At 41.8% G+C, this 21428-nt stretch carries 16 protein-coding genes; all 16 read right to left on the bottom strand.

Going from position 1 to position 21428, the window contains the following annotated elements:
* Positions 1 to 172: 172 nt before the first annotated feature.
* Complete coding sequence (locus tag SLH46_RS07540) at positions 173 to 964, bottom strand: hypothetical protein (RefSeq protein ID WP_320280561.1); 792 nt, start codon at positions 962 to 964, stop codon at positions 173 to 175.
* Between the two features lie 42 nt (positions 965 to 1006).
* Complete coding sequence (locus SLH46_RS07535; RefSeq protein ID WP_320280560.1) at positions 1007 to 1243, bottom strand: hypothetical protein; 237 nt, start codon at positions 1241 to 1243, stop codon at positions 1007 to 1009.
* Positions 1244 to 1802: 559 nt separating this feature from the next.
* Positions 1803 to 3353, bottom strand: a complete 1551-nt coding sequence (locus SLH46_RS07530) for a sulfatase family protein (RefSeq protein WP_320280559.1) — start codon at positions 3351 to 3353, stop codon at positions 1803 to 1805.
* Positions 3354 to 3442: 89 nt separating this feature from the next.
* Complete coding sequence (locus SLH46_RS07525; RefSeq protein WP_320280558.1) at positions 3443 to 5059, bottom strand: arylsulfatase; 1617 nt, start codon at positions 5057 to 5059, stop codon at positions 3443 to 3445.
* Positions 5060 to 5119: 60 nt separating this feature from the next.
* Positions 5120 to 6556 (bottom strand): glycoside hydrolase family 125 protein, encoded by a 1437-nt coding sequence (locus tag SLH46_RS07520; protein ID WP_320280557.1) that lies wholly within the window; start codon positions 6554 to 6556, stop codon positions 5120 to 5122.
* An 11-nt stretch (positions 6557 to 6567) separates the two neighbouring features.
* Complete coding sequence (locus SLH46_RS07515; protein WP_320280556.1) at positions 6568 to 7731, bottom strand: glycoside hydrolase family 76 protein; 1164 nt, start codon at positions 7729 to 7731, stop codon at positions 6568 to 6570.
* Between the two features lie 136 nt (positions 7732 to 7867).
* Entirely contained in the window at positions 7868 to 9682 is a 1815-nt protein-coding gene (locus tag SLH46_RS07510) for a glycoside hydrolase family 2 protein (protein WP_320280555.1), read from the bottom strand.
* A gap of 27 nt (positions 9683 to 9709) precedes the next feature.
* Complete coding sequence (locus SLH46_RS07505; protein ID WP_320280554.1) at positions 9710 to 10648, bottom strand: glycoside hydrolase family 43 protein; 939 nt, start codon at positions 10646 to 10648, stop codon at positions 9710 to 9712.
* Positions 10649 to 10781: 133 nt separating this feature from the next.
* Positions 10782 to 12785, bottom strand: a complete 2004-nt coding sequence (locus tag SLH46_RS07500; RefSeq protein WP_320280553.1) for a beta-L-arabinofuranosidase domain-containing protein — start codon at positions 12783 to 12785, stop codon at positions 10782 to 10784.
* Positions 12786 to 12811: 26 nt separating this feature from the next.
* Positions 12812 to 13801 (bottom strand): glycoside hydrolase family 43 protein, encoded by a 990-nt coding sequence (locus tag SLH46_RS07495; RefSeq protein ID WP_320280552.1) that lies wholly within the window; start codon positions 13799 to 13801, stop codon positions 12812 to 12814.
* A gap of 35 nt (positions 13802 to 13836) precedes the next feature.
* Positions 13837 to 14502 (bottom strand): hypothetical protein, encoded by a 666-nt coding sequence (locus SLH46_RS07490; protein ID WP_320280551.1) that lies wholly within the window; start codon positions 14500 to 14502, stop codon positions 13837 to 13839.
* 11 nt (positions 14503 to 14513) lie between these two features.
* Complete coding sequence (locus SLH46_RS07485) at positions 14514 to 16067, bottom strand: family 43 glycosylhydrolase (protein ID WP_320280550.1); 1554 nt, start codon at positions 16065 to 16067, stop codon at positions 14514 to 14516.
* A gap of 11 nt (positions 16068 to 16078) precedes the next feature.
* Positions 16079 to 17950 (bottom strand): glycoside hydrolase family 127 protein, encoded by a 1872-nt coding sequence (locus SLH46_RS07480; protein WP_320280549.1) that lies wholly within the window; start codon positions 17948 to 17950, stop codon positions 16079 to 16081.
* 64 nt (positions 17951 to 18014) lie between these two features.
* A complete protein-coding gene (locus tag SLH46_RS07475; protein ID WP_320280548.1) occupies positions 18015 to 19172 on the bottom strand; it encodes an aldose epimerase family protein in 1158 nt (385 codons plus the stop codon).
* Between the two features lie 33 nt (positions 19173 to 19205).
* Positions 19206 to 20297 carry a glycoside hydrolase family 43 protein gene (locus tag SLH46_RS07470; RefSeq protein WP_320280547.1) on the bottom strand — a complete coding sequence of 364 codons (1092 nt, stop codon included), beginning with the start codon at positions 20295 to 20297 and terminating at the stop codon, positions 19206 to 19208.
* A 26-nt stretch (positions 20298 to 20323) separates the two neighbouring features.
* On the bottom strand, positions 20324 to 21427 hold the full coding sequence (locus SLH46_RS07465; RefSeq protein ID WP_320280546.1) for a cellulase family glycosylhydrolase: 1104 nt from the start codon (positions 21425 to 21427) through the stop codon (positions 20324 to 20326).
* Position 21428: the final 1 nt, after the last annotated feature.

Here is a 21428-nt window from a genome sequence, read left to right as displayed (position 1 = left end):
TTAACATCTGATTGATCATTACTTCATACTCCCCCCGGTAATGCGAGTACCGGCTTCCGTTATGTAAAACTTCTTGAACACATAATTTTATTTTTTTAAGTTTTTAATTTGAAAAGATCTATTATTCGAATTCGTTTTCCTGAAGCACCTCACAGCATTGCAATCAAGTCGCTTAATATTGTATTTCGTTGTTTCTCATAAAATCCTTACTCAGAAATTTTGGGGTGAATATCATTACTCCCAACTCAAAACCAGATCCCTGGCCTCCATCCAACATTGCTCCGTAAGTGCCTGCAACTACAATCCATGGATTGGGTTCCCAACGCAAACCTGCCTTAAATTCAGGTTTCGAATGCACTTGTCCCTCAGTTCCGAAAATTTCACCAACAATTGCAGTTTTGGGGATAACCTTATATATGGCGATCCTGCTACTGTAGGTAAAGCCCCAGGCAGTTTTATCATTATCACCATAATCAAAATCGACTAATCCTCCCGGCATAATATCCCATGAGATAGTATTTCCGAAAAGTGGTATTGTAACCGGAACAGCAGTCCAGTAGTTCTTATGCATTGCTGAATATCCTGAATTTGTAAAGTAGCCGGGAGCCTTTCCAATACCGAGAAAAACGGCTGCTCCGGCACTACGGTCATTGCTTACCCAGAAAGTATATTTCGCGTAAATGTTAGTTGTAAAATAGTTGGTCGCATTTGTGGGTTTATCTTCATAAAAAAGTGTTGCCTGAAAGTTTAATTCAAACCCCTTGAACAAGGCAAAAACAGAATATATATTGGCATTATGCTCACCACTCGTTAAAATAAAAGTTCCGGTTCCTTTAGGCATTGTAACATAGCTGTCGGTATAGAACTGTTGAGCATTTACCTTATTACTGGTTGATAAGAATCCTATAAATAATAAGCAAATGAGGATAGTCTGTACTTTTAAAAAGCCAATATATCCGTTCATGCATTTCTCCGTTTTTTTTAATCTGTTCATATAATTTCTCATCTATTCTTGCTTTACTTTCATATTTAGAATCACATATCGGGCATCGAAAAAAGTATTCAGAATGCCATTCAAATGCGACTGGTCTTTGACTAAAATTTGTAATTCAGTTCTGTTTCCACCATCTTCCTCAACTCTCAGAATATTGGCTCTTCCAATCACCTCTTTAAGGCCGGAATCAATCAAGCCTTGAATCGAGATTGTATATTCAACTGGCAAATCAAAACCGATGTGTTTCATAGCAAATTTTGTTTCATCGAAAATTTCAGGAGTAAAATTACAGACATAAGACCCTATAAATCAATCCACTTTGGTCAGATAAAAGTCAGATATTCACTATAGCACATCTAACTTTAGTCATAATTATTGCAATGGGTAATGTTGAACCGGGGGACCTTTTGATGAAAGAGATTTTTGATATGAGAGAATCCTATAACTCAAGTAATTTCATTTCAGGGTAAGATCAGATTTAGCTTTTGTTGTATAATATTCACATTGCCATGATCTCTGGATATCAATAAGCCAAATTAATTGAAAAGAAGGATTGAAAAATTAATTACAAATATTATAATTGGGGAGCAGGGGATCTCAGGTTCGGCCCCTGGTATCCCAAATAAAAATCAAAGAGTTACAAGATTTTTCTTGTAACTCTTTTTTGTTTGCAAAAGGTTTGCATACAAATCGGATTATATTTTGGTAATCTGCTTATGCAAATAGATTTACCATATCTTCTCAAATACTTCCGACAACCGCACATCGTGTCTGTACAGAAAACTCAGCAGTACCTCGAATTACCCTCCTATTTCAACTCCAACGCCTCCACTTTCGAACTTTGACTTCCTATAATTTCCTTATAATCAGTGATCATTTCGTCAAGTTTGTCAGTATTGCTGCTGGCCAGGTTCTTCTGTTGACCGATATCATCATTCAAATTGTAAAGCTGATATTCAGAAGCATTTCCAATTTCGATATTTACCGAAGCAATAATTGCCGGACCTTGATAAGGTGGAATCATCAACCAGCTTCCTTTTCGGTATGCGGTGCGCGATGAAGCCTCTAAAACCAATTCGTCACGTCCGGAATCCGATTTTCCCATCAAAACATCTAACAGCTCTTCACTATCCGAAGTACCGGCTGCTGCACCTGTAAGCTTCGCAACTGATGTAAGAATATCCAGCTGACAAACCAACGCATCCGATTTTTTAGGTTCGATCTTTCCTTTCCAATAAGAAATGAAAGGAACGCGTGTCCCCGCTTCAAACAAACTGTATTTGCCACCTCGCAATCCTCCATTCTGATCGTGATTCCCAATTCGCTCAACAGCAGCATCATAATAACCATCATTCAGAACCGGGCCATTGTCGCTGGAGAGGATAATCATGGTATTTTCGAGAATTCCCTCTTCCTCCAGTGTTTTTATAAATTCACCAATACACCAGTCGGCTTCCACAATTACATCGCCACGCGGGCCCAAATCTGTTTTTCCAACAAACCGGGGATTTGGAGTACGCGGAACATGTGGTTGTTGCAAAGCGTAGTACAAAAAGAATGGTTCCTTTTTGTGCTGCTTAACGTAACTCTGCGCTTTTGCAAGAAAGTGGTCTGCCATATCCACATCACTCCATTTTGCTTTTTCGCCACCTTTCATAAAACCAATTCGCGGAATACCATTAACTATTGAATTATTGTGCCCGTGCTCCCATTTCATAGTCGTCAACTCGGGATTATCAAGACCTGTTGGTTCCCCTTCAAAGTTCTTTTGGTAATCGATCTCAATCGGATCATTTGGATCGAGCCCTTCAACCAAACCATTTTCAAGATAAACTGTAGGAACGCGATCTTGCGTGGCTGCCATGATGTACGAATAATCGAAACCAATTTCATTAGGTCCCGGAGAAACATGTTCGTTCCAATTAACATGACCGCTGCCCAAACCGAGGTGCCACTTTCCAACAACACCGGTGTAATACCCTTGTTCTTTCAACATTTTGGGCATGGTTATCTGAGCCGTGTCAATTATCAGTGGTGCGGTACCGGGTAAAATTTTTGCATCCTTATTTCGCCACGGATAAACACCTGTTAACAGTGCATAACGACTCGGCGTACAAGTTGCCGACGATGCGTGCCCATCGGTAAACATTACACCTTCGTTTGCTAATCGATCGATATTTGGTGTATTAATTTCAGTTGCTCCGTAGGCACTAACATCGCCATAACCCAAATCATCGAGATAAATGATTACAATATTTGGTCGTGCAGAATCGACAGATGACTTCTCTTCTTTAGAATTACATGAAGTGAATAAAACCGAAAGAATCAGAAATGACAGAATAGTTCGATACGATTTCATAATGGATTAGTTAATTTTAAGTTGATCACAAACTTAAGAACAATTTCTTAAGGCCTTTAACTATTCATGTATAAAAAGCATAGTGAACATTATTCTTCCGACGGAAATATCCATTTATATTCCTGCTGCCAAACATCAACCATTTCTTCAACTTTTTCGGGCATTTCGCCAGCAAGATTATTGGTTTCGGTGCGACCGGTCGCCATGTTAAATAATTCCCAATCGCCATTACTCAACGACGAAATTTTCCAATCGCCAATCCGCAATGCTTTACCACCTTCGTGTTCCCAGAAAAGGGTATCGTGTGTTGTTGTTATTTCTCCCGATAGCATCGGCAAAATGGAATTACCTTCAATTGGCGTTGTTTCCAAACCATTCACAATTAAGGGGTAATCAGCTTCTGCAAACTCAAGACAGGTAGGTAAAATATCGATTACATGTCCCACTCCCTGGTTAATTGTATTTTCTTTACCTTTTAAACCAGCCGGCCAGTGGACAATAAATGGCGTACAGTTTCCGCCCTCATACGATTCCTTTTTCCAGTAACGAAAAGGTGCGTTGATAGCGCCCGCCCAGGCATTTCCCAGATATCCCCAGGTTAGTTCAGCTCCGGGACGCTCAAAATCTCCATAGACAATTTCTTCACCTTCACGATTATGTCCGGGACGATCGAAACCGGGTGGATAACCACGTTCGGGAGATGCACCATTATCGGCAAGAAAAAGAATAACGGTATTGTCGTACTCGCCAGTCTCCTTTAGTTTCTGAATTAAGCGACCAACCCCCTGATCCAAACGATCCACCATCGCTGCATGCGCTTCCATGTGTTTGGCTTCCCATTCTTTTCGCTCGCAATCGGCCCATAATTTTCCCGATTCGTTTCTAGCCAATGGAGCATTTGCCGGATCTACAATGCCTTTTTCGATCAGCCCCTGGTAGCGTTTTTCGCGCAAAACATCCCAGCCTTCATCGTAAACTCCTTTGTATTTGGCAATGTCTTCGGGCAAAGCGTGCAATGGCCAGTGCGGTGCAGTGTGTGCAACATATAAAAAGAACGGTTTATCGTCGTTGCTGAATTCATCAACCATGTCGATCGACTTGTCGGTAACAAAGTCAGTCATATAAAAATCATCCGGCACTTCATTAATGGCTTCCTCGTTGTGCACCAAACTGAATGGATCGAAATAATCGACTACACCCCAAATTACACCCCAGTGCTGCTCGAATCCACGGTTGCTCGGATATGATTCCAATGGTGCGAAAACACTACTATCTAAGCGGTGAGAAAGCCACAACAGTTGCTCTTCGTGATTGGGTAATCCTTTGGTTTCAGAAAGGTGCCACTTCCCGGCCATTCCGGTGTGATAGCCATTTTCTTTCAGCACCTCGGCAATGGTTGCCGCATTTCTCGAAAGTGTTTGCCCGTTAAGATTAAGCCCCACCTGGTGTGGATATTTTCCGGTTAGCAACGAAGCGCGTGTTGGACAACAACGTGCCGCATTATGAAACTGCGTAAATCGCACACCGTTTGCGGCCAAACCATCCAAATTGGGTGTTTGAATTTCGCCACCGTAACAACCAATATCGGAGTAGCCCAGATCATCGGCCATTATGATTACGATATTTGGCTTGCCCGGCTTGTCGTCAGATTGACATCCGGAGAATAATGCCAAAGCCAGCAAGAAAAGACAGATAATTTTATTCATGGTTTTATTTCAGCAGTTAGAGAATATTCATCCTCTAACTGCTCTATTTTGTTAGGATAATTAAACTTCTAACATGTTCTCTTTTCCTTCGTTAATCAATTTTAAAACCAACTCTCCAAACAAGGTATTTGCCCATGCAAACCACGATCGGGTGAAATTTGCAGGATCATCTTTATGGAAAGTTTCGTGCATAAAACCGGTGTCGGCATCGGTATCGCGCAGCGTTTTAATACACCAGCTAATTTCTTTGTCATCCGAACTGGTCATAGCACGCATAATAATACTCATTGGCCAAACCATATCGTATCCTACGTGCGGGCCGCCAATTCCTTCAGCAGCTTTTCCTTTAAAGAAATACGGATTGTCTTCGCTCCAAACCAGCTTGCGTGTATTTTGGTAAATTTTATCTTCCTTGTCAAGCAATCCAAGATAGGGCAAAGCCAGTAAACTTGGAACATTAGCATCGTCCATAAAAGTATGGTTGCCAAAACCATCAGCCTCAAATGCATAGACTTTTCCGTATTTTTTATGCTCCACAATTGCATATTCTTTAATTGCCGCATCCACTTCTTTTGATAAGGCCAAACATTCTTTTGCAAACGCCTTATCACCTGTAACTTCATTGCTTATCTCGGCAAGTTGCGACAACGAAACCACGGCAAAAATATTCGATGGAATTAAAAAGCCATAAGTTGTGGCATCATCCGACGGACGGAATGTCGAGTTGATTAATCCTACAGGTTTTAATGGGCGACCATAACCGTGATTGGCAACTGTATCTAATTGCTGAGGTGTTTCGCGCTGAAATTTATAAGGTCCCAGGTCGTCTTTGCGCTGTTGTTCTTTAAATGTTTTTACAATTAAAGCTGCCGCTTTCTGCCAGTCGGCATCAAAAACTGATGCATCGCCTGTAGTTTTCCAGTAATTGTAGGCCAAACGAACGGTATAACACAACGAGTCAATTTCCCATTTGCGTTCGTGCAAACCGGGTTTCATATCCGTTAAATCGCTCATCCAGTGCACTTCTTCTTCCTTGGTTTTGTTGAATGCGTTGGCATAAGAATCGAGCAATACACATTGCGTTTGACGGTGCACAACTCCCGCAAGCAAAGTTTTTAATTTCTCATCCTGATTGGCAAGTGGCATGTACGGCCAAACCTGTGCCGTAGAATCGCGTAACCACATGGCATGAATATCGCCGGTAATTACAAAGGTATCGGGTTTGCCGTTCAGCGTTCCGTGTTCAACAGTTGTATCCAAAGTGTTCGGAAAACAGTTTTCGAACATCCAGGCCAGTTTCGGATCTTTGATTTTCGTCTTTGCTGCCGCAATCGTTTCTTCCACCGCCTTCGATACAAAATTACGTTCGCCTGCTGCCGGGCGATTGGTTACATAAGCTGCCGATCCTGACATCGCCCAGGCAGTTTTTCCTCCAACCAATGCTAAACCTCCGGTTGCAAGAACTCCTGTTTTAATAAATTCTCTTCTATTGTTCATGTTGATTTAAATTATAATGTAGCCGCTAAATTAGCCCAAATTTCTACTAAGCTGGCCTGATCGAGCAACCATTTGTATTCATCTTCATTTTTACCACTCCAGTCTTTACTGAATAATCCGTTCTCATCTCTTGCCGCAGTCCAGATCTGATTCATATTTTGTTGAAAAATGTTAAGATATTTCGGATTTTTATCCAGTAAATAAAGTTCGATGTAGCCACGAAACAACACGGCATTAAACCAGTTATCTGTGTTTTTAAACAATCGAATTATTTGGCCACTTTCTGTGGTAAAATCCTTTGTAAAATAACTGATTGCCGAAGCTGCAATATTTTGGGCTTCAATTAAATATTTTTTGTCATTTGTGTGCTTATAAAGCAAAGCCGAGGCCTGCAACATCTGACCACTGTTGTAGGTGAATTTCCTATGGTCTACCTTTCCATCGAGCCCAATATTATCGAAATACAGCAAATCATTTTTGTCCTGCAAATTATTTTGCGTCCATTCGTACATTTCAACTCCCTGCTTTAAATAGCTGCTATCATTTGTTACTTCGAAAAGTTTTAGCGCCAATACCGAAGCTGGTGCATTGGAGCAAGAATTTTTTGATTGTTTTTTTTGTTCGCACCAATAAATGCCACCACCCAACTTCTCATCCCAGCCACTCATTACGAAATCCCAGAGTTGTTCGGAACTTTTCAAATAATCCTCATCACCAGTCATTCGATACAAATCGCAAAAATCAATGGCCAGCCAGATATTATCATCGTAAAACCGATCGCTGTGACCATCGCTGCTGATATACGATTGATAACAAGCCGGTGAACGGGTAGTATCAAAATAATTTTTGAGGCCGGGAAGAATTTTCTGTTCCAACAAGCTAAGACACTCCTCTTTTTCTGTTGCGTGTAACAAAGCGTTTACCGCAGATAACACACCTGAGGTTGGCCATAAATATGCCACACGATTTTCTTTTACGCTATCGGTGTCAGCCAGATAAGTAGCCTGATCTTCGTGTTTGTAGGGATAATACTCGTTGAATAGATTATTTCGTCCTGCCGGGTAGTGATCAAGGATTTGAGTCAGACTTTTTTCTGCACGCACTAAATTGTCAGAAGTATTGTTACCTGCACATCCAAATAATCCGATTATCAAAAACAAAAAATACCATTTCATAAGTGTAATTTTAGAGATAAATAATACCAAAAGAATCTTCGGAAATAAATCCCGAAGATTCTAATCAAATCAAATTGATTTCTAACAAAAACGAATCGACTATTCCATTCAATTCGAAATCTGAACCTATAAAAAACTATTTTTCTTTTAATACTTTACAAATCTTTTGATTCATCTCATGAATCCGTTTTTCATCCAGTTTAATCACCTTTCGGTCGTAGGTCATTAATCCGTTTACTTCACCCTCCACATCAGTGGTTTGTGTGTAAACTGCAGCAGAGAAACCGGTTTTTGCCATTTTGTAAAGTTCCTCGGCATATTCAATGTATTTGTCTGTAGTTTCTTTTGAATTTTTAAATTGAACGTAGCCCCAGTTTCTGTCGGTCATCCACAGATGATCTTCAAGCGCTAAACCGATTCCGCCATATTCACCCAAAACAGTAGCCCGGCTTCCGTCGTACAAATACATTTCCGGACCGGGATAATTGTGCAGGTCTAACATATCGCCAACACGGTAATGATTTCCACCACTTGCCGGATTAACCAAACGACTTGGATCGTGCTCTTTTGTCCACTCCACAATCTCCTCGGTTTTAAATTGCCCCCAGGCCTCGTTAAACGGCACCCAGCAAACCACCGACGGATACGACATATGCTCGTTCATGATCTCTTTCCACTCAGTACGATAATTGGCTTCCGACTCAGGAGATCGTTTGTTCTCTGTTCCATCGAAATACTGGTGGTTTTGCCAGCGTGGCGAACGGTCTCCATTTGGCATGTCCTGCCACACTAAAATCCCCAACTCATCGCAGTGTGTGTACCAACGTGCAGGTTCTACTTTTACGTGTTTACGGATCATATTAAAACCAAAATCCTTGGTTTTTTGAATGTCATATTTTAAAGCTTCATCCGTTGGTGCAGTGTACAAACCATCGGGCCACCAGCCCTGGTCGAGCGGGCCAAACTGGAAATAATCTTCGTTATTCAGTTGTAATCTTACAATTCCGTTTTCATCGCGTTTGCTTGAAACTTTACGCATGGCAGTGTAGCTGTCAACTGCATCAACAGTTTTTCCTCCGCTGATAAGTTTTACTTCCAGATCATACAGAAATGGTGATTCCGTACTCCACAATTTTGCATTTGGAACAGCCAGTTCCACTGATTGTCCGGCAACAGCTTTTCCACTTGAAACGACACTATTTCCGTCTTTCAGAACTACTTCGTAAACATCGCCAAAAGTTGCACCGCAAACCGAGGCATCAACTTTTAAACTTGCATTATCGATATTTGGAATAGCAACAACATCGGTAATATGTTTTTCGTTAACCGGCTCGAGCCAAACCGTTTGCCAGATCCCGGTAACCGGAGTGTACCAGATTCCTTCAGGGCGACTCACCTGTTTTCCACGAGGCTGATATCCTCTGTCTGATGGATCCCAAACTTTTACCACCATGTTTTGCTCGCCCGACTTGGTTATAAATGGAGTTACATCAAACGAAAAGGCATCGTAGCCACCTTTGTGCGATCCGATTTTGATGTCGTTAATCCAAACGTCAGCTTTCCAATCAACGGCACCAAAATGCAGCAATACCTTCTTCCCTTTCCACGACGAAGGCACAGTAAACGTGCGTTGGTACCACAATTCTTTTGTTTCGCCCACTGTTTTCTGAACACCCGACAAACTAGATTCTATCGCAAACGGAACAAGGATTTCACCATCAAATTCTGCAGGCTGTGTTTGTCCGGCATCGGTAATGGCGTAATTCCACAAACCATTCAAATTTTGCCAGTCAGCGCGCTCCATAATCGGGCGCGGATATTCCGGCAATACATTATTTACATCAATTTTTTCAGCCCATGCGGTTTTAATTTTTTCGCCCGCCGGCTTCCACTGCGCAACACTCGTTAATGTGCTCAGCGCTAAAATCAGAACAATAAAACTTTGTTTCATTTTAAAAATATTAGTTGGTTTAAAAATTTATTTTAAATATGGTCCGCTGTTATTCCAGCCTATTTCTACTTTTGAGATATACCAGGTATTTCCGTTATCATTATTTCCCTGAAAAAACAAATAAGTCTTTCCATCCTGGTCTTCAAAAATATGCGGATGCCCCGACTCGCTTGAATTCCATGTCCCGGGATCGCCATTCGTTAGAAAAGGTTTATTCGATAATTTTTCCCACGTCAGTCCGTCACGGCTTCTGGCAACTCCAACCTGCTGAGGTTTGTTGTTGTATGCTCCGGCATAAAACAGATATAGCCAGTCATCTTTTTGGATAATTGAAGCTCCTTCGGTACACAGTCCTTCCCACGGAAATTGCGGGGCAAGTATTGGCTTGTCGCACTTCTGCGTCCAACTTTCACGTTTAAAATCCCCATCAAGCGGAGAAACTGCAACGCCCATCATCTGTGTTCGCATATCGGGATCGCGCGTAGCGAAATAGAGATAATATTGGTTATTGAATAAATAAACTTCAGCATCGATTGCACGGCCACTGGTCCATTCTCCATTGGGATGAAAAATTGGATTAGTTGTGTTCCGTGTAAAATGAATACCGTCAGTAGACCACGCGTGGCAAATTGCATCGTTTCTCCAGTTACCGTAGGTTTGGTAGAAGAGATGAACGGTGTCGTTAACCACCAGCGCACATGGAGCACATATTCCTTTTGCTTCCAGTTCTCCTTCAGGCGGCACATCGGCAATTTTTTGCCAATTGATAAGATCGGTGCTTTCGGCTACACCTATTCCCCACCCTTGCATATCATTGTCTCCGGTTTCAGCAGGTGGAGCACTCGTGTACATTAAGTATCTTCCATCAAATCGAATAACATGGGGATCCTTCGAAAAAGGTCTTCCTATACGTGAAGTGTCTCCGTAATACATTTCAGGCTGGGCTGCAACGACGAACGTCGTCATCAGAAATATTACTGAAAACAGAATTTGATTTACCATTCTTGATTTATCTATTGTCATAACTACTTCTTAGCGAGATTCCACCTGTTTAAATTCATATCAATGCCTCACTTCAAGTGATTGGGAAATTTTCGCTTTACTCACTCACAGGGAATTCCGAAATTCTCAATGTTGTGCAGCCATAAGGAATTAAGGTAATTTCTTCTTCATTTTCCTCAACAATCCTGTATGGCCATGATGGCGAAGGTGTTTTGCCAGCCATGTTCCGGTCTTCAGTCCAGATTGGCATACGCTTGCCTTTTGTTTTCACGATGATCGGAGCATTTTCAAGATTCCATGGATTTTTAGCTATTTCGTCACTCACTTCAACATTTAACTTATTTGCATCGATCTCACTTTTAAGCAAAGCATAATTCCACGGCGATTTTGGCAACACTTCCCAAAAAGTATCATCGTATTTATCGTTTGTTACTTCGCGCCACTCTTCATCGATTTTCAACGCATAAACAAGTGGGCCGCGTTCAACTCCCATCGACATTTCGTGCCAGTAACTGTATCTGAAATCCATTCCCAGGTTCAACTCAACTTTGTCGCCTGTGTTCCACTCACGATCAAGAATTACGATTCCATTTTGTGCTTCAACCTGCTGAATCGTGTTGTTTACTTTTAATGTGAATGATTTGCACCACTCCGGAATTCGCAGATGAAATGGAAACTGCACTGCATTTTCGCACTCGATAGTAAACTGAATTTGCTCTTTAAACGGATAACCGGTTTCTTCTGTAATGGTCACTTCTTCGCCATTACCAACCTTTGCTGTTACTGATGTTGGGCCATAAACCAGTGCGGCCAAGCCATTATCGGCAGTTGCAAACCAGGTACTTTGCACAAATTTTGGCCATCCCTGATGCATATTCGTTAAACAACACGGGTAACCGGTTGTGGTTCCAAATACATTTCGTCCTTCGCGGTCGTTAAAAAAATTTCGTTCATCATCAGAAACCTTAATCTGGTTCGCCTGCTGGAAATATTGTTTGCGCATGTAATCATCGGTACTTTGGGTTGGCAGCACGTTGTATGCAATTTTCTCGAGGTAATCGGCATAATATACATCACCGGTTATTGGAATAATATTTTCGAAACAAAACATCATTTCAACTGCCGAACAGAGCTCCGAACCTTGTGTAGGATCGTTTCCATGCAGACGTTCATCGCCACCATACATGCCGTTTACAAAACCATGCACATCCTTTAACGACGCCAATCCCTTTTTAACAGACTCAAGATATTTCTTTTCAGGATGCTGCTGATAATAAATGATAGGTTCCTTTAATCCCTGTGCCACATTTACACAGTGTAAATCGGGCAACGGATTCAATTTTCTAATTACGTCACCGGCAAACACATTCGTCCAATCAAAAGTTTGTTCATGAATAACTTCTGCCAAATCGAGCAGAAATTTATCGCCTGTGATATTATACAGCCAGTAAACCACCGCAAGATTGTCGCCTCCTCTTCGATTGGCCCAATAAGTTACATACCCCAACTCATTTTCGGGAAGCATTTTTAACTGGTACTTAAAGTAGTTGGTCATTAAAGTAATTACACGCTCATCTCCGGTTGCCGTATAATATTGCTGCAATACTTTCAGCATCACCATCTTTGGCCACCAATCGTTACGCATATCTTGCTGCGTGCCGGGAATATGTCCATAGCCTTCGGGTAGTGGTCGTGGTCCGAAATAACCATCTTCCCGTTGATTATCGATACTCCAATCAATCCATTTCTGAGCTTTTGCTTTTAGTTCTTCGTCATCCAAAATATAAGCCAGTGGCACAAGTCCATCAATCCAGTACGGCCCGCGCTCCCAGCCATCACCGGTTCCACCCAGCCAACCATTGTTATCGCCACAGACTACTTCGTAAATACTGTCGAGATGACCTGTTAATCCGTCACGCTGAAGTTTTAACATTTCGTGTAAAAAACCTTCTGCTTTTACAGCTCCCAAAGGAAGTGCGGCATAAGGTTGATTCACCAGAGGTGCCTGATTGGTAATATAATGGCTGTTTCTTTTGTCTTTTCCAACAGATGAAAAAGAAATTAAAATGATGCCAAGGCATAGTAATACAATTTGTCTCATTGGTTTAAGTTCTGATTGTTTTAGGTTTAATTTAAAGGCCGGGCTTGCACGCCTTCGAAAGTTATTTTTACTGGTTTTATCAGACCGTTTTCATCAAAATACATTCGGTCGATACAAGTTTCGCGGTGGTTTCCATCGGTTTCCCCCAGCGGCCTGCGATGATAAACAATGTAATATTCGTCGGTTCCGGGAACGTGAATTACCGAGTGGTGACCTGCACCAGTAGCCACATTAGGATCCTGTTTTAGGATTTTTCCAATACGTTTGAAAGGTCCAAACGGAGAGTCGGCAATGGCATAAGCCACACTGTAATCGGGGCCTGTCCAGCCACCTTCGCTCCACATAAAATAATACTTTCCGTTGCGGATAAACATAAACGGACCTTCTACATAACCTTCAGGCGTAACTTCTTTGAAAGTTACACCATCTTCAAAAGGTACAAAACCGGTAAAATCGTCCTTTAGCTTAGCAATATTACAATGACGCCAGCCACCATAAAACATGTAATACTGACCATCTTTATCGTGAAATACAAACTGGTCGATGGGCTGCGCTCCGTTGTAAAATTTGTCAATTAGCGGTTTTCCGAGGTAATCTTTATACGGACCTCCGGGAGTATCTGCAATTCCCACTCCAATTCCGCCAGCTTCCTCATCGCTTTGGATATCGTTGGCAGCAAAAAACAGGAAGTACTTTCCGTCATTTTCTACGATTGCCGGTGCCCACATTGCTCTCTTTGCCCACTTTACCTCATCGGTATCAATGATGCGTTCGTGCTTTTCCCAGGTCACCAAATCCTTCGATGAGAAAGCATCTAAAAATACCTGCTCATCGTAAGGCGCCGAATACGTTGGAAAAATCCAGTATTCATCACCAAACACAATTCCTTCCGGATCGGCATACCAGCCTTCAAAAACGGGATTGTGATTGTTGCCGGTTCTTTTTTGAGCAAATGTTGTCAGGCATAAAAGTGTGAGCCCCAAAAACACGAGCGAAAATCTTAGTCTTGTATTCATGCTATTTTGTTTTCTTTAATTTATTCCTATTTCAATTACTGATTACTCTTACAATATTCAATAACTTTTATAACATCGTTCACGTTCTGCATATTCAATTTTTCGGTCTGAATAAATTTTGTCAATTCCTTTTTGTCGCCGCCAAAAGTTTTACAGAATTGCTTTGGAGAAGCTAAACTTCTGAAGCCTGTCTTTTCTTTGGTGTAAAACAGCTTATCCGGCATCAGATCGAAATCCTCATTTACACTCAATTCTGTTCCCTGCTTATCGTATCCGCGTGGCAAATTATTAACCGGCTGTACCGAGGAAGTGTTTGAAACTCCGCCAAAGGCAGTGCCTTTTCCTTTCGACATTAGCTGATTACGGTTTCTTTTGTAGATTAATACTGTTGCAGTATCTATTTTTTCAAGGAAAACATCGCCTTCAAGCCACTGGAAAGTGTGATCATTTATTTCAATCGAGGAAATTAATTCAGGTGATGCGAGAGCCATAATTTCATTTCCGTTTTTAAAGATCATTTGCTCCTCGAAAGTATCGTAATTGAGCAAGGCTGCTGTTTTTGTGCCATCTTTAAAATGGACCGTGCCATTGGTGAAATGGGAGAAAAACATCCGCCTCGCAGCTGTTTGGGCAAACGCATCCACCGTAGAAATGCTTAGGCCAATAACCAACATGAAAAATGCAAAACCTATTAACTTCATTTTATATCAAATTAGTTGTATTTCACCCTTATTTCGTTGTAAGCAAAAGAACTTCCTGAATTCTCTCCAAATATAAAACCAGCGCGCGGAGCATAACCCCACTGGGCAATAAACGTTCCATCAACCTGAAGACCCGATGCTGTTTCAACCGGTATCCATTCCTTACCATCAAACGACCAAAAAAACTGAAAATATCTGGCATTCGTAGCTTCATACTTTAGGTACACCGACCCCGAATTTTCAAGATCTGTTGTTGCCATTACTTCTTTCTCTCCATTATTAATCTGATATAATTCCAGCTGTTCACGGTTCACAACCAGCGCAATCATGTTTTGGCGATTACTGTAAATTCCAATACCACTTTTCTGTTCGTTTTGAATAACTTCTGAACTCAATTGGTAGTTACCTGATTTAGGACGTAATCCTACAAAACTAACACCTGCTTCGGAAGCCGTCAGCTTTAGCTGTCCATCTTTAACTTCTATTCCGGGCTTTTTATGATTAACTTCCCATGACCATAATTTGAGATTCTTTTCGTCGGAAAAATCATCAATAAAAACACTATCGATTACCTGGTGGGTATTTTCAAAAGGCACTTCAGCTTTCAGTGCCGGGGTACTGTTTTTGAAATATGGCCATCCGGTTTCATCATTCCAAAGCACTTCGCCCAGCATGCCTTGCCTACCAATGTATTCAAAATCGGTAGCATTGTACGAATGGTACATATAAAAATACCGGTTATCGGGAGTGGTTACCAAGGTTCCGTGGCCGGTACAGCGCCACTCATCGCCACCCTGCAAAATTGGCTCAGGAAATTGTTCCCATCCATCCTTAAGATTTTTCGAGCGAGCCACCCGCACCCGGTAATCGCAACGGTTATCACAACAGCCTCCTACCGAATAAAACATGTAATACCAACCGTTACGTTTTACAATACATTGTCCTTCATCGCCGGCTCCCTGCCAACCTTTCGAGAAATCGGTGAGCGTGAAGTGATCGCCCACAAGCTGCATCCCGTCATCGCTTAACTCCGAACAAAGTATTTCAATATCGCGCCCCGGAGTTAGCCCGTAAGCTTTCCAGGTAATGTAAAGCTTTTCATCATCATCCTGAAAAACAAATGCATCAATGGCTTCTTCACCCCACTCAATTAGAATTCCATGATCGGTAAATCCCTTGCTGATATCTTTTGTGGTAGCTACTCCAATACAAGCGATCCGGTTGTCTTTTCGTTTTGTGGTGTAATAAACAAAGAAAGTTCCGTTGTGATAAAACAACTCCGGCGCCCAAAAATCGTCGGCAGTCCAGGCGGGTGGTTCATTAAAAACCGAACCAATTCGTTTCCAGTTTATCAGATCTTTTGATTCAAAAATGGGGTAGTTTGGTGCAAAATCGCAACTGGTACCCGCGGCATAATATGTGTCTCCTACCCGAATAACAGATGGATCGGGAAAATCGCCGCCGATAACAGGATTTTGATAGTAAGCTGTTTCCTTCTTCTTTTCAGGCTGAGCACAAAAAGTAAAAAGGAACATTACTGTTATTACGAGTATCGTGTTCTTCATCGGCTTAACATTTATTCGTTATAATCAATCCACACCTTCATTTTCCCCGGTTCGCGATTATTCCACGAGAAATAAGGCACAAAAGTTAATGTTTGACCATTCGTTACTGCTTTTACTTCCTTCATTCTTTTTAGTTTTCCTTCTGCATCAGTTATTGAAAAGGCTGTAGTTTCAGCAATTGAAACTTCGTCGAGGTTAAACTGTTTATTATCGGTTTGCTCCAAACAGTATACCAGCGGTCCACGCTGAATGGCTCTTTTCCCAATATTTTCTTCTACTTTAGGATGGGAAGCTACCAATTCAACCGGCATCGCCATTTTCAGTTTAATTTTATCGCCTTTATTCCAGGTACGAACCAGTTGCGCATACCCGTTTTTTTCCTGTTGACCAATTATTGGCTTATTGTTAACCCAAAGTTCGTATTGTTTACACCATCCGGGAATCCTCAAATTTATAGCGAATGAAGCCGAAGACTCCGGGTTTACCGTAAATTCCACTTCACCCTCCCATGGGTAATTTGTAGCTTGAACAAGGGTAAGCTTCTGTCCTCCCACTTCAAATTGGGCCTGACTTCCAATATACAGATTTACAAATACCTCTTCTTCAGATGTCAGGTAGATATAACTTCCCACCGAAGGAATAAAACGCGAAATATTGCTCGGGCAGCAGGCACATCCAAACCAACGTTGACGGTGATGATCGCCATCCGATTCCAACGGATTAACGTAGTAAAACAAATCTCCGTCAAGCGACACTCCTGAAAGGACTCCGTTATACATCGACCGTTCCATCACATCAATGTATCCGGCATCTTTCGAGAACAGGTTCATGCGGTTATTCCACAATACCATTCCTATGGAAGCGCAGGTTTCGCAATAGGCCGTTTTGTTGGGCAGATCATAATCTTTCGAAAAGCCCTCGTTAGATCCGGAGCTGCCAATACCACCGGTAATGTACATATTTCGGTCAACCACATCGTGCCAAATCCGCTCCAATGCAGCAACATATTCCGGCAGTTCTTTTTCTGCAGCAACATCGGCCATTCCGGTAAATAAATACATAGCGCGAACGGCGTGTCCTTTTATTTCGCTAATCTCTGAAACCGGCACATCATCCTGGCAGTACGCTGCCCCCCAGTGTTCCTTATCCCAAATTTCGCCGTGCCCGTGCCCATGGCCTCTTTCTTCCAATAACCAGTAGGCCAGATCCAGGTATTTTTTATCGTTTGTTTCGTGATACAGTTTTACCAGTGCCAGTTCGATCTCCTGATGCCCGGCCACCCAATGTTTTTTGCCGGGGCCAAAATTTTCGTCCAGATAATCAGCAAAATTTATGGCAACATTCAAAAATGTCTCTTTTCCTGTTGCTTTATGATGAGCAACGGCTGCTTCAATCATGTGTCCGCCGCAATACATTTCGTGCTTTTCCATATCTGTCCACCGATCATCAGGATGATTCAGGGTATAGAAAGTATTCAGGTAACCATCTTCTTGCTGCGCACCGGCAATCAGTTTAATCCACTTATCCAGTAAAGCTTCTCTTTCCGGATTTGGATTATTAATCAACGAATAGGCAATACCTTCCATCGCTTTGTAAACATCCGAATCGTCGAAATAAATCCCCTCATGATGTCCTTCCATAACTCCGGCAGCGCGGGCAAAGTTGTTAATGCGCTCGGTTGAGTCCTGCATTTGGGCAATACAGGTTTCGAGGGTAGTATTTGCATGAGAACCTAATCGCGGAGCCCAAAAACTATCGTTAATTGTTACCTGATTAAAAGGAACAGGTTTTACCTGGTAGTTTTGTGCTTCGCCGGTTTTTACAAGTACTGCAATAAAAAATACAGCCATTAAAAAGCGGCATATTTCAGTTGGTTTAAGCATGCTAAAATCGGTTAATGATTTATACGCAATTTACAATAAATAACTGCGCATCTATAATTTTTAGTTAATCCGTTATTACACTAAACTTATAAATACTCGTTGTTGAATAAGTCTCTCCCGGATTTAAAATAATTGAAGGAAAAGCAGACTGATTTGGCGAATCCGGAAAATGTTGTGTTTCCAATGCAAATGATTCACGAAAATCAAACGATTTCCCATATTTACCGGTATCTGCGCCATCCATAAAGTTTCCGCCATAAAACTGTATCCCCGGCTCTTTTGTGAGGACCTCCATTTTCCTTCCGCTTGCCGGTTCTACAACCGTTGCAGCCAGCGACATTTTGCCAACCTCTTCTTTATTGAGAGCAAAATTATGATCGTAACCCAAACCATTTTGCAACTGCTCGTTTTCGCTTTGCAACGGCAGATCTGCTCCAATGGCTTTAGCTTTTCTGAAATCAAATGGTGTTCCTTCAACCGATACATTTTCTCCCAAAGGAATCAAGGTTGAATCAACAGCTGTAAACTTATCGGCATTAATCGTTAGCAGGTGATCATTTATCGTTCCGTTAGCTTCTCCTTTTAAGTTAAAGAAAGCATGATTAGTAAGATTCACAGGAGTACTCTGATCAGTAGTTGCTTTGTAATCGATCTGCACTTCATTTTCGGGTGTAAGCATGTAGGTAACTTCCACACTTAAATTTCCGGGGTAGCCCATTTCTCCGTCTTTCGACAAATAGGTAAGAACAATGGAAGTCTCGTTTACCGATTTTACATCCCAAACCACATTATGAAATCCTCCGGGGCCGCCGTGTAAATGATTAGGATCGTTATTAATAGGCAACGAATATTCAATATTATTTAAGGTGAACCTGCCTTTTGCAATTCGGTTCCCGACACGACCGATCAATGCTCCGTGGAACACTTCGTTTGCATTTAAGTAAGCATCTATTGATGGAAACCCCAGCACAACATCAGCTGTCTCTCCATTTTTTCCGGGTATCAACAGACTTACGATGCGGCCTCCATAATTGGTTACGGCCATTGTAAGATCTCCGTTTTTCAACTCGTACAAACCGGTTTCTTTTCCGTTAATGGTTGTTTTAAAATCGGCTTCTTTTAACACTCCACATATTAAGTGTTCTGTATTTTTTTTCGTAGTGCAAGCCATAAAGAAACAGCCCAACAGCAGCACAGTTATAAATAGTTTTAATTGGTTCATTTTGTATGTTTTGATTTAGTTCTATTCAGATGATTAATCGTATTTGGTAGTAGGTCCGTGAACTACAAGCTTCCCATCTGCGGTTATTTCCATCGGATCGATAAAAACTACACGTTCATCACCTGTTTCTGAAGTTCTTCCGTGATAAACACAAAGCATGGTTTTCCCATCAGGAGCCATCGTTATTGAATTATGACCGGTACCGGTTACCACCCCACCCTGTTCTACATTTTTCTGTAAAACAGGATTATTATCGGCCTTTTTAAAAGGCCCTAGTGGAGATTGTGAGGTTGCATAACCAACAGCGTAATTCTTTCCGCCAAAATAGTTAGCAGAGTACATCATGTAATAGGTATCTTCATTTTTAATAATGTACGAACCTTCCGTCCAGCGGCGGTTTACCTCGCCCGAAGTTACCGATCGGCTCTCCCATTCTGCTTGCTGATCATCCATTTTTACCGGAGGACGCAGCAATAATTTCGGCTCGCCGATTATTCCCGAAAAATCGTTTTCAATTTCTACGCCATATACCCAGCTCTCTTCAATTTCGTCGAAAAGTCCTTGTTCGCGAGCCCAATCGGCCACTTCACTTTCAACAGGATTTTTGTAGCAACAACGTGAATAATACAGGTAAGTCTTTCCATCTTCAAACAATAGGTTTCCATCGATTACCGGGTATCCCGGGTCAAAAATCGGGCGACCCATTAAATCGGTATATGGCCCTGTAGGATTATCGGCGACGGCGACTCCAATTCGGAAATTTTCGAGTTCATTGGTTGGATTCTCACGCCAATCGGCACTAAACAGCAGGTAAAACTTACCATCTTTTTCGTACAACTCCGGAGCCCAAAAATTGGCAATATTCCACGAGTCGTTCGTGTTCCCCTGGTAAATGCGCCCTTCGTCTTTCCAGTTTTGTAAATCGGTAGACGAATACATTTTAAAGCCGTCTTTTACACCGCCGGTTCCAATCATGTAATACGTTCCATCCGATGCCTTCAGAATATATGGATCGCCAAACTCTACAGGTAGCGGATTCTCAATTTTCAATGCTGAAGTTTGAGGCTGACATCCTTGAAGAAAAGAAACAATTACGATGAGGAACAAATAAAATCGTCTGGTCATTACTGCTGGTTTAAATATTAGTAAAACTAATTTACGCCGGTTAAACTTTTTATTACATCAACCTCTTCCTGGCTGTAAGGAGTTCCATCGGGATGGAAAATCTCGTGAAACCAAAGTGGCGGCTCCGATCCATCTGGAATTGGTTCGTCCCATGCATATTTTGTATTTGATTTTCCGGCAACCAATCCCCAGTTAATTGCGCCAATATTTTCTTTGTGTAGAATTGGCATAATATTCTGGAAATAGCTATTGTTTCTTCGTGCCATATACTCAGTACAAACCATTGGCAGGCCTCTGGTTTTTAAGGTGTCGATAGCTGCCTGATGTTGCTCCGGACCTTCGTAATTGTGATACGTGATGATATCGGAATTTTCCAGCTGAAATTTATTCAAGTCAGTTAACGAAGCATTCCAAACACCTGCCGAAACCGGTTGCGACGGACGAATTTCCCAGGCCCAGTTGAATACGTTTTTCAACAGAGGCATTGAACGATTTCCGTATCCTGAGTTTCCGGGTTCGTTGTATAAATCCCAAATGGCAATTCGCTTATCATCTTTAAACGTAGTTAGAACATCTTTTACGTACGCTTCCAAAACATTTACCAGAGTCTCATCTTCGTAAATCAAATCTCCCGGATCGCGCACCCAACCAGAGTTATGAACGCCCGGTTTAGGATCGGGTTGTTTGCCGGCCTGATAAGTGGCATTCCAGCAATCGTCGAAAAACACAAAAATGGTTTTTATACCGTGGCTATCCGCAATGTCGAGGTACTGATCCATGCGATCTTTAAATCCGTCTTTATCAACTTCCCAGGCTACGTGGTGCAAGTAAACGCGCATGCAATTCAAGCCAATTTCTTCGGCCCACCCCAGTTCGCGATCAATGGTTTCAGGATCAAAAGTTTCAGCCTGCCAAACTTCCAACTGGTTAATTGAAGTACTCGGATTAAAGTTACTTCCCCGTAACCAACCATTTTCTTCGGCCCAGGCATCAGCTTGTTCCTGTGTCCATTTTTTCGAAACCGTTTCAGCTGTTTTTGCTTCGGTAGCTTCCTGTGTTTCTTTTTTCGACTGGCAGGCAACGCCCAAAACCAGCATTATTGCCAAAAGATAAATTCCTGTTCGTTTCATT

Source organism: Draconibacterium sp. IB214405, assembly GCF_033963885.1.
Taxonomy (GTDB): Bacteria; Bacteroidota; Bacteroidia; order Bacteroidales; family Prolixibacteraceae; genus Draconibacterium.
The sequence above is the reverse complement of the archived record's forward strand: the minus strand, read 5'-3'. Positions and strand labels throughout refer to the sequence as shown.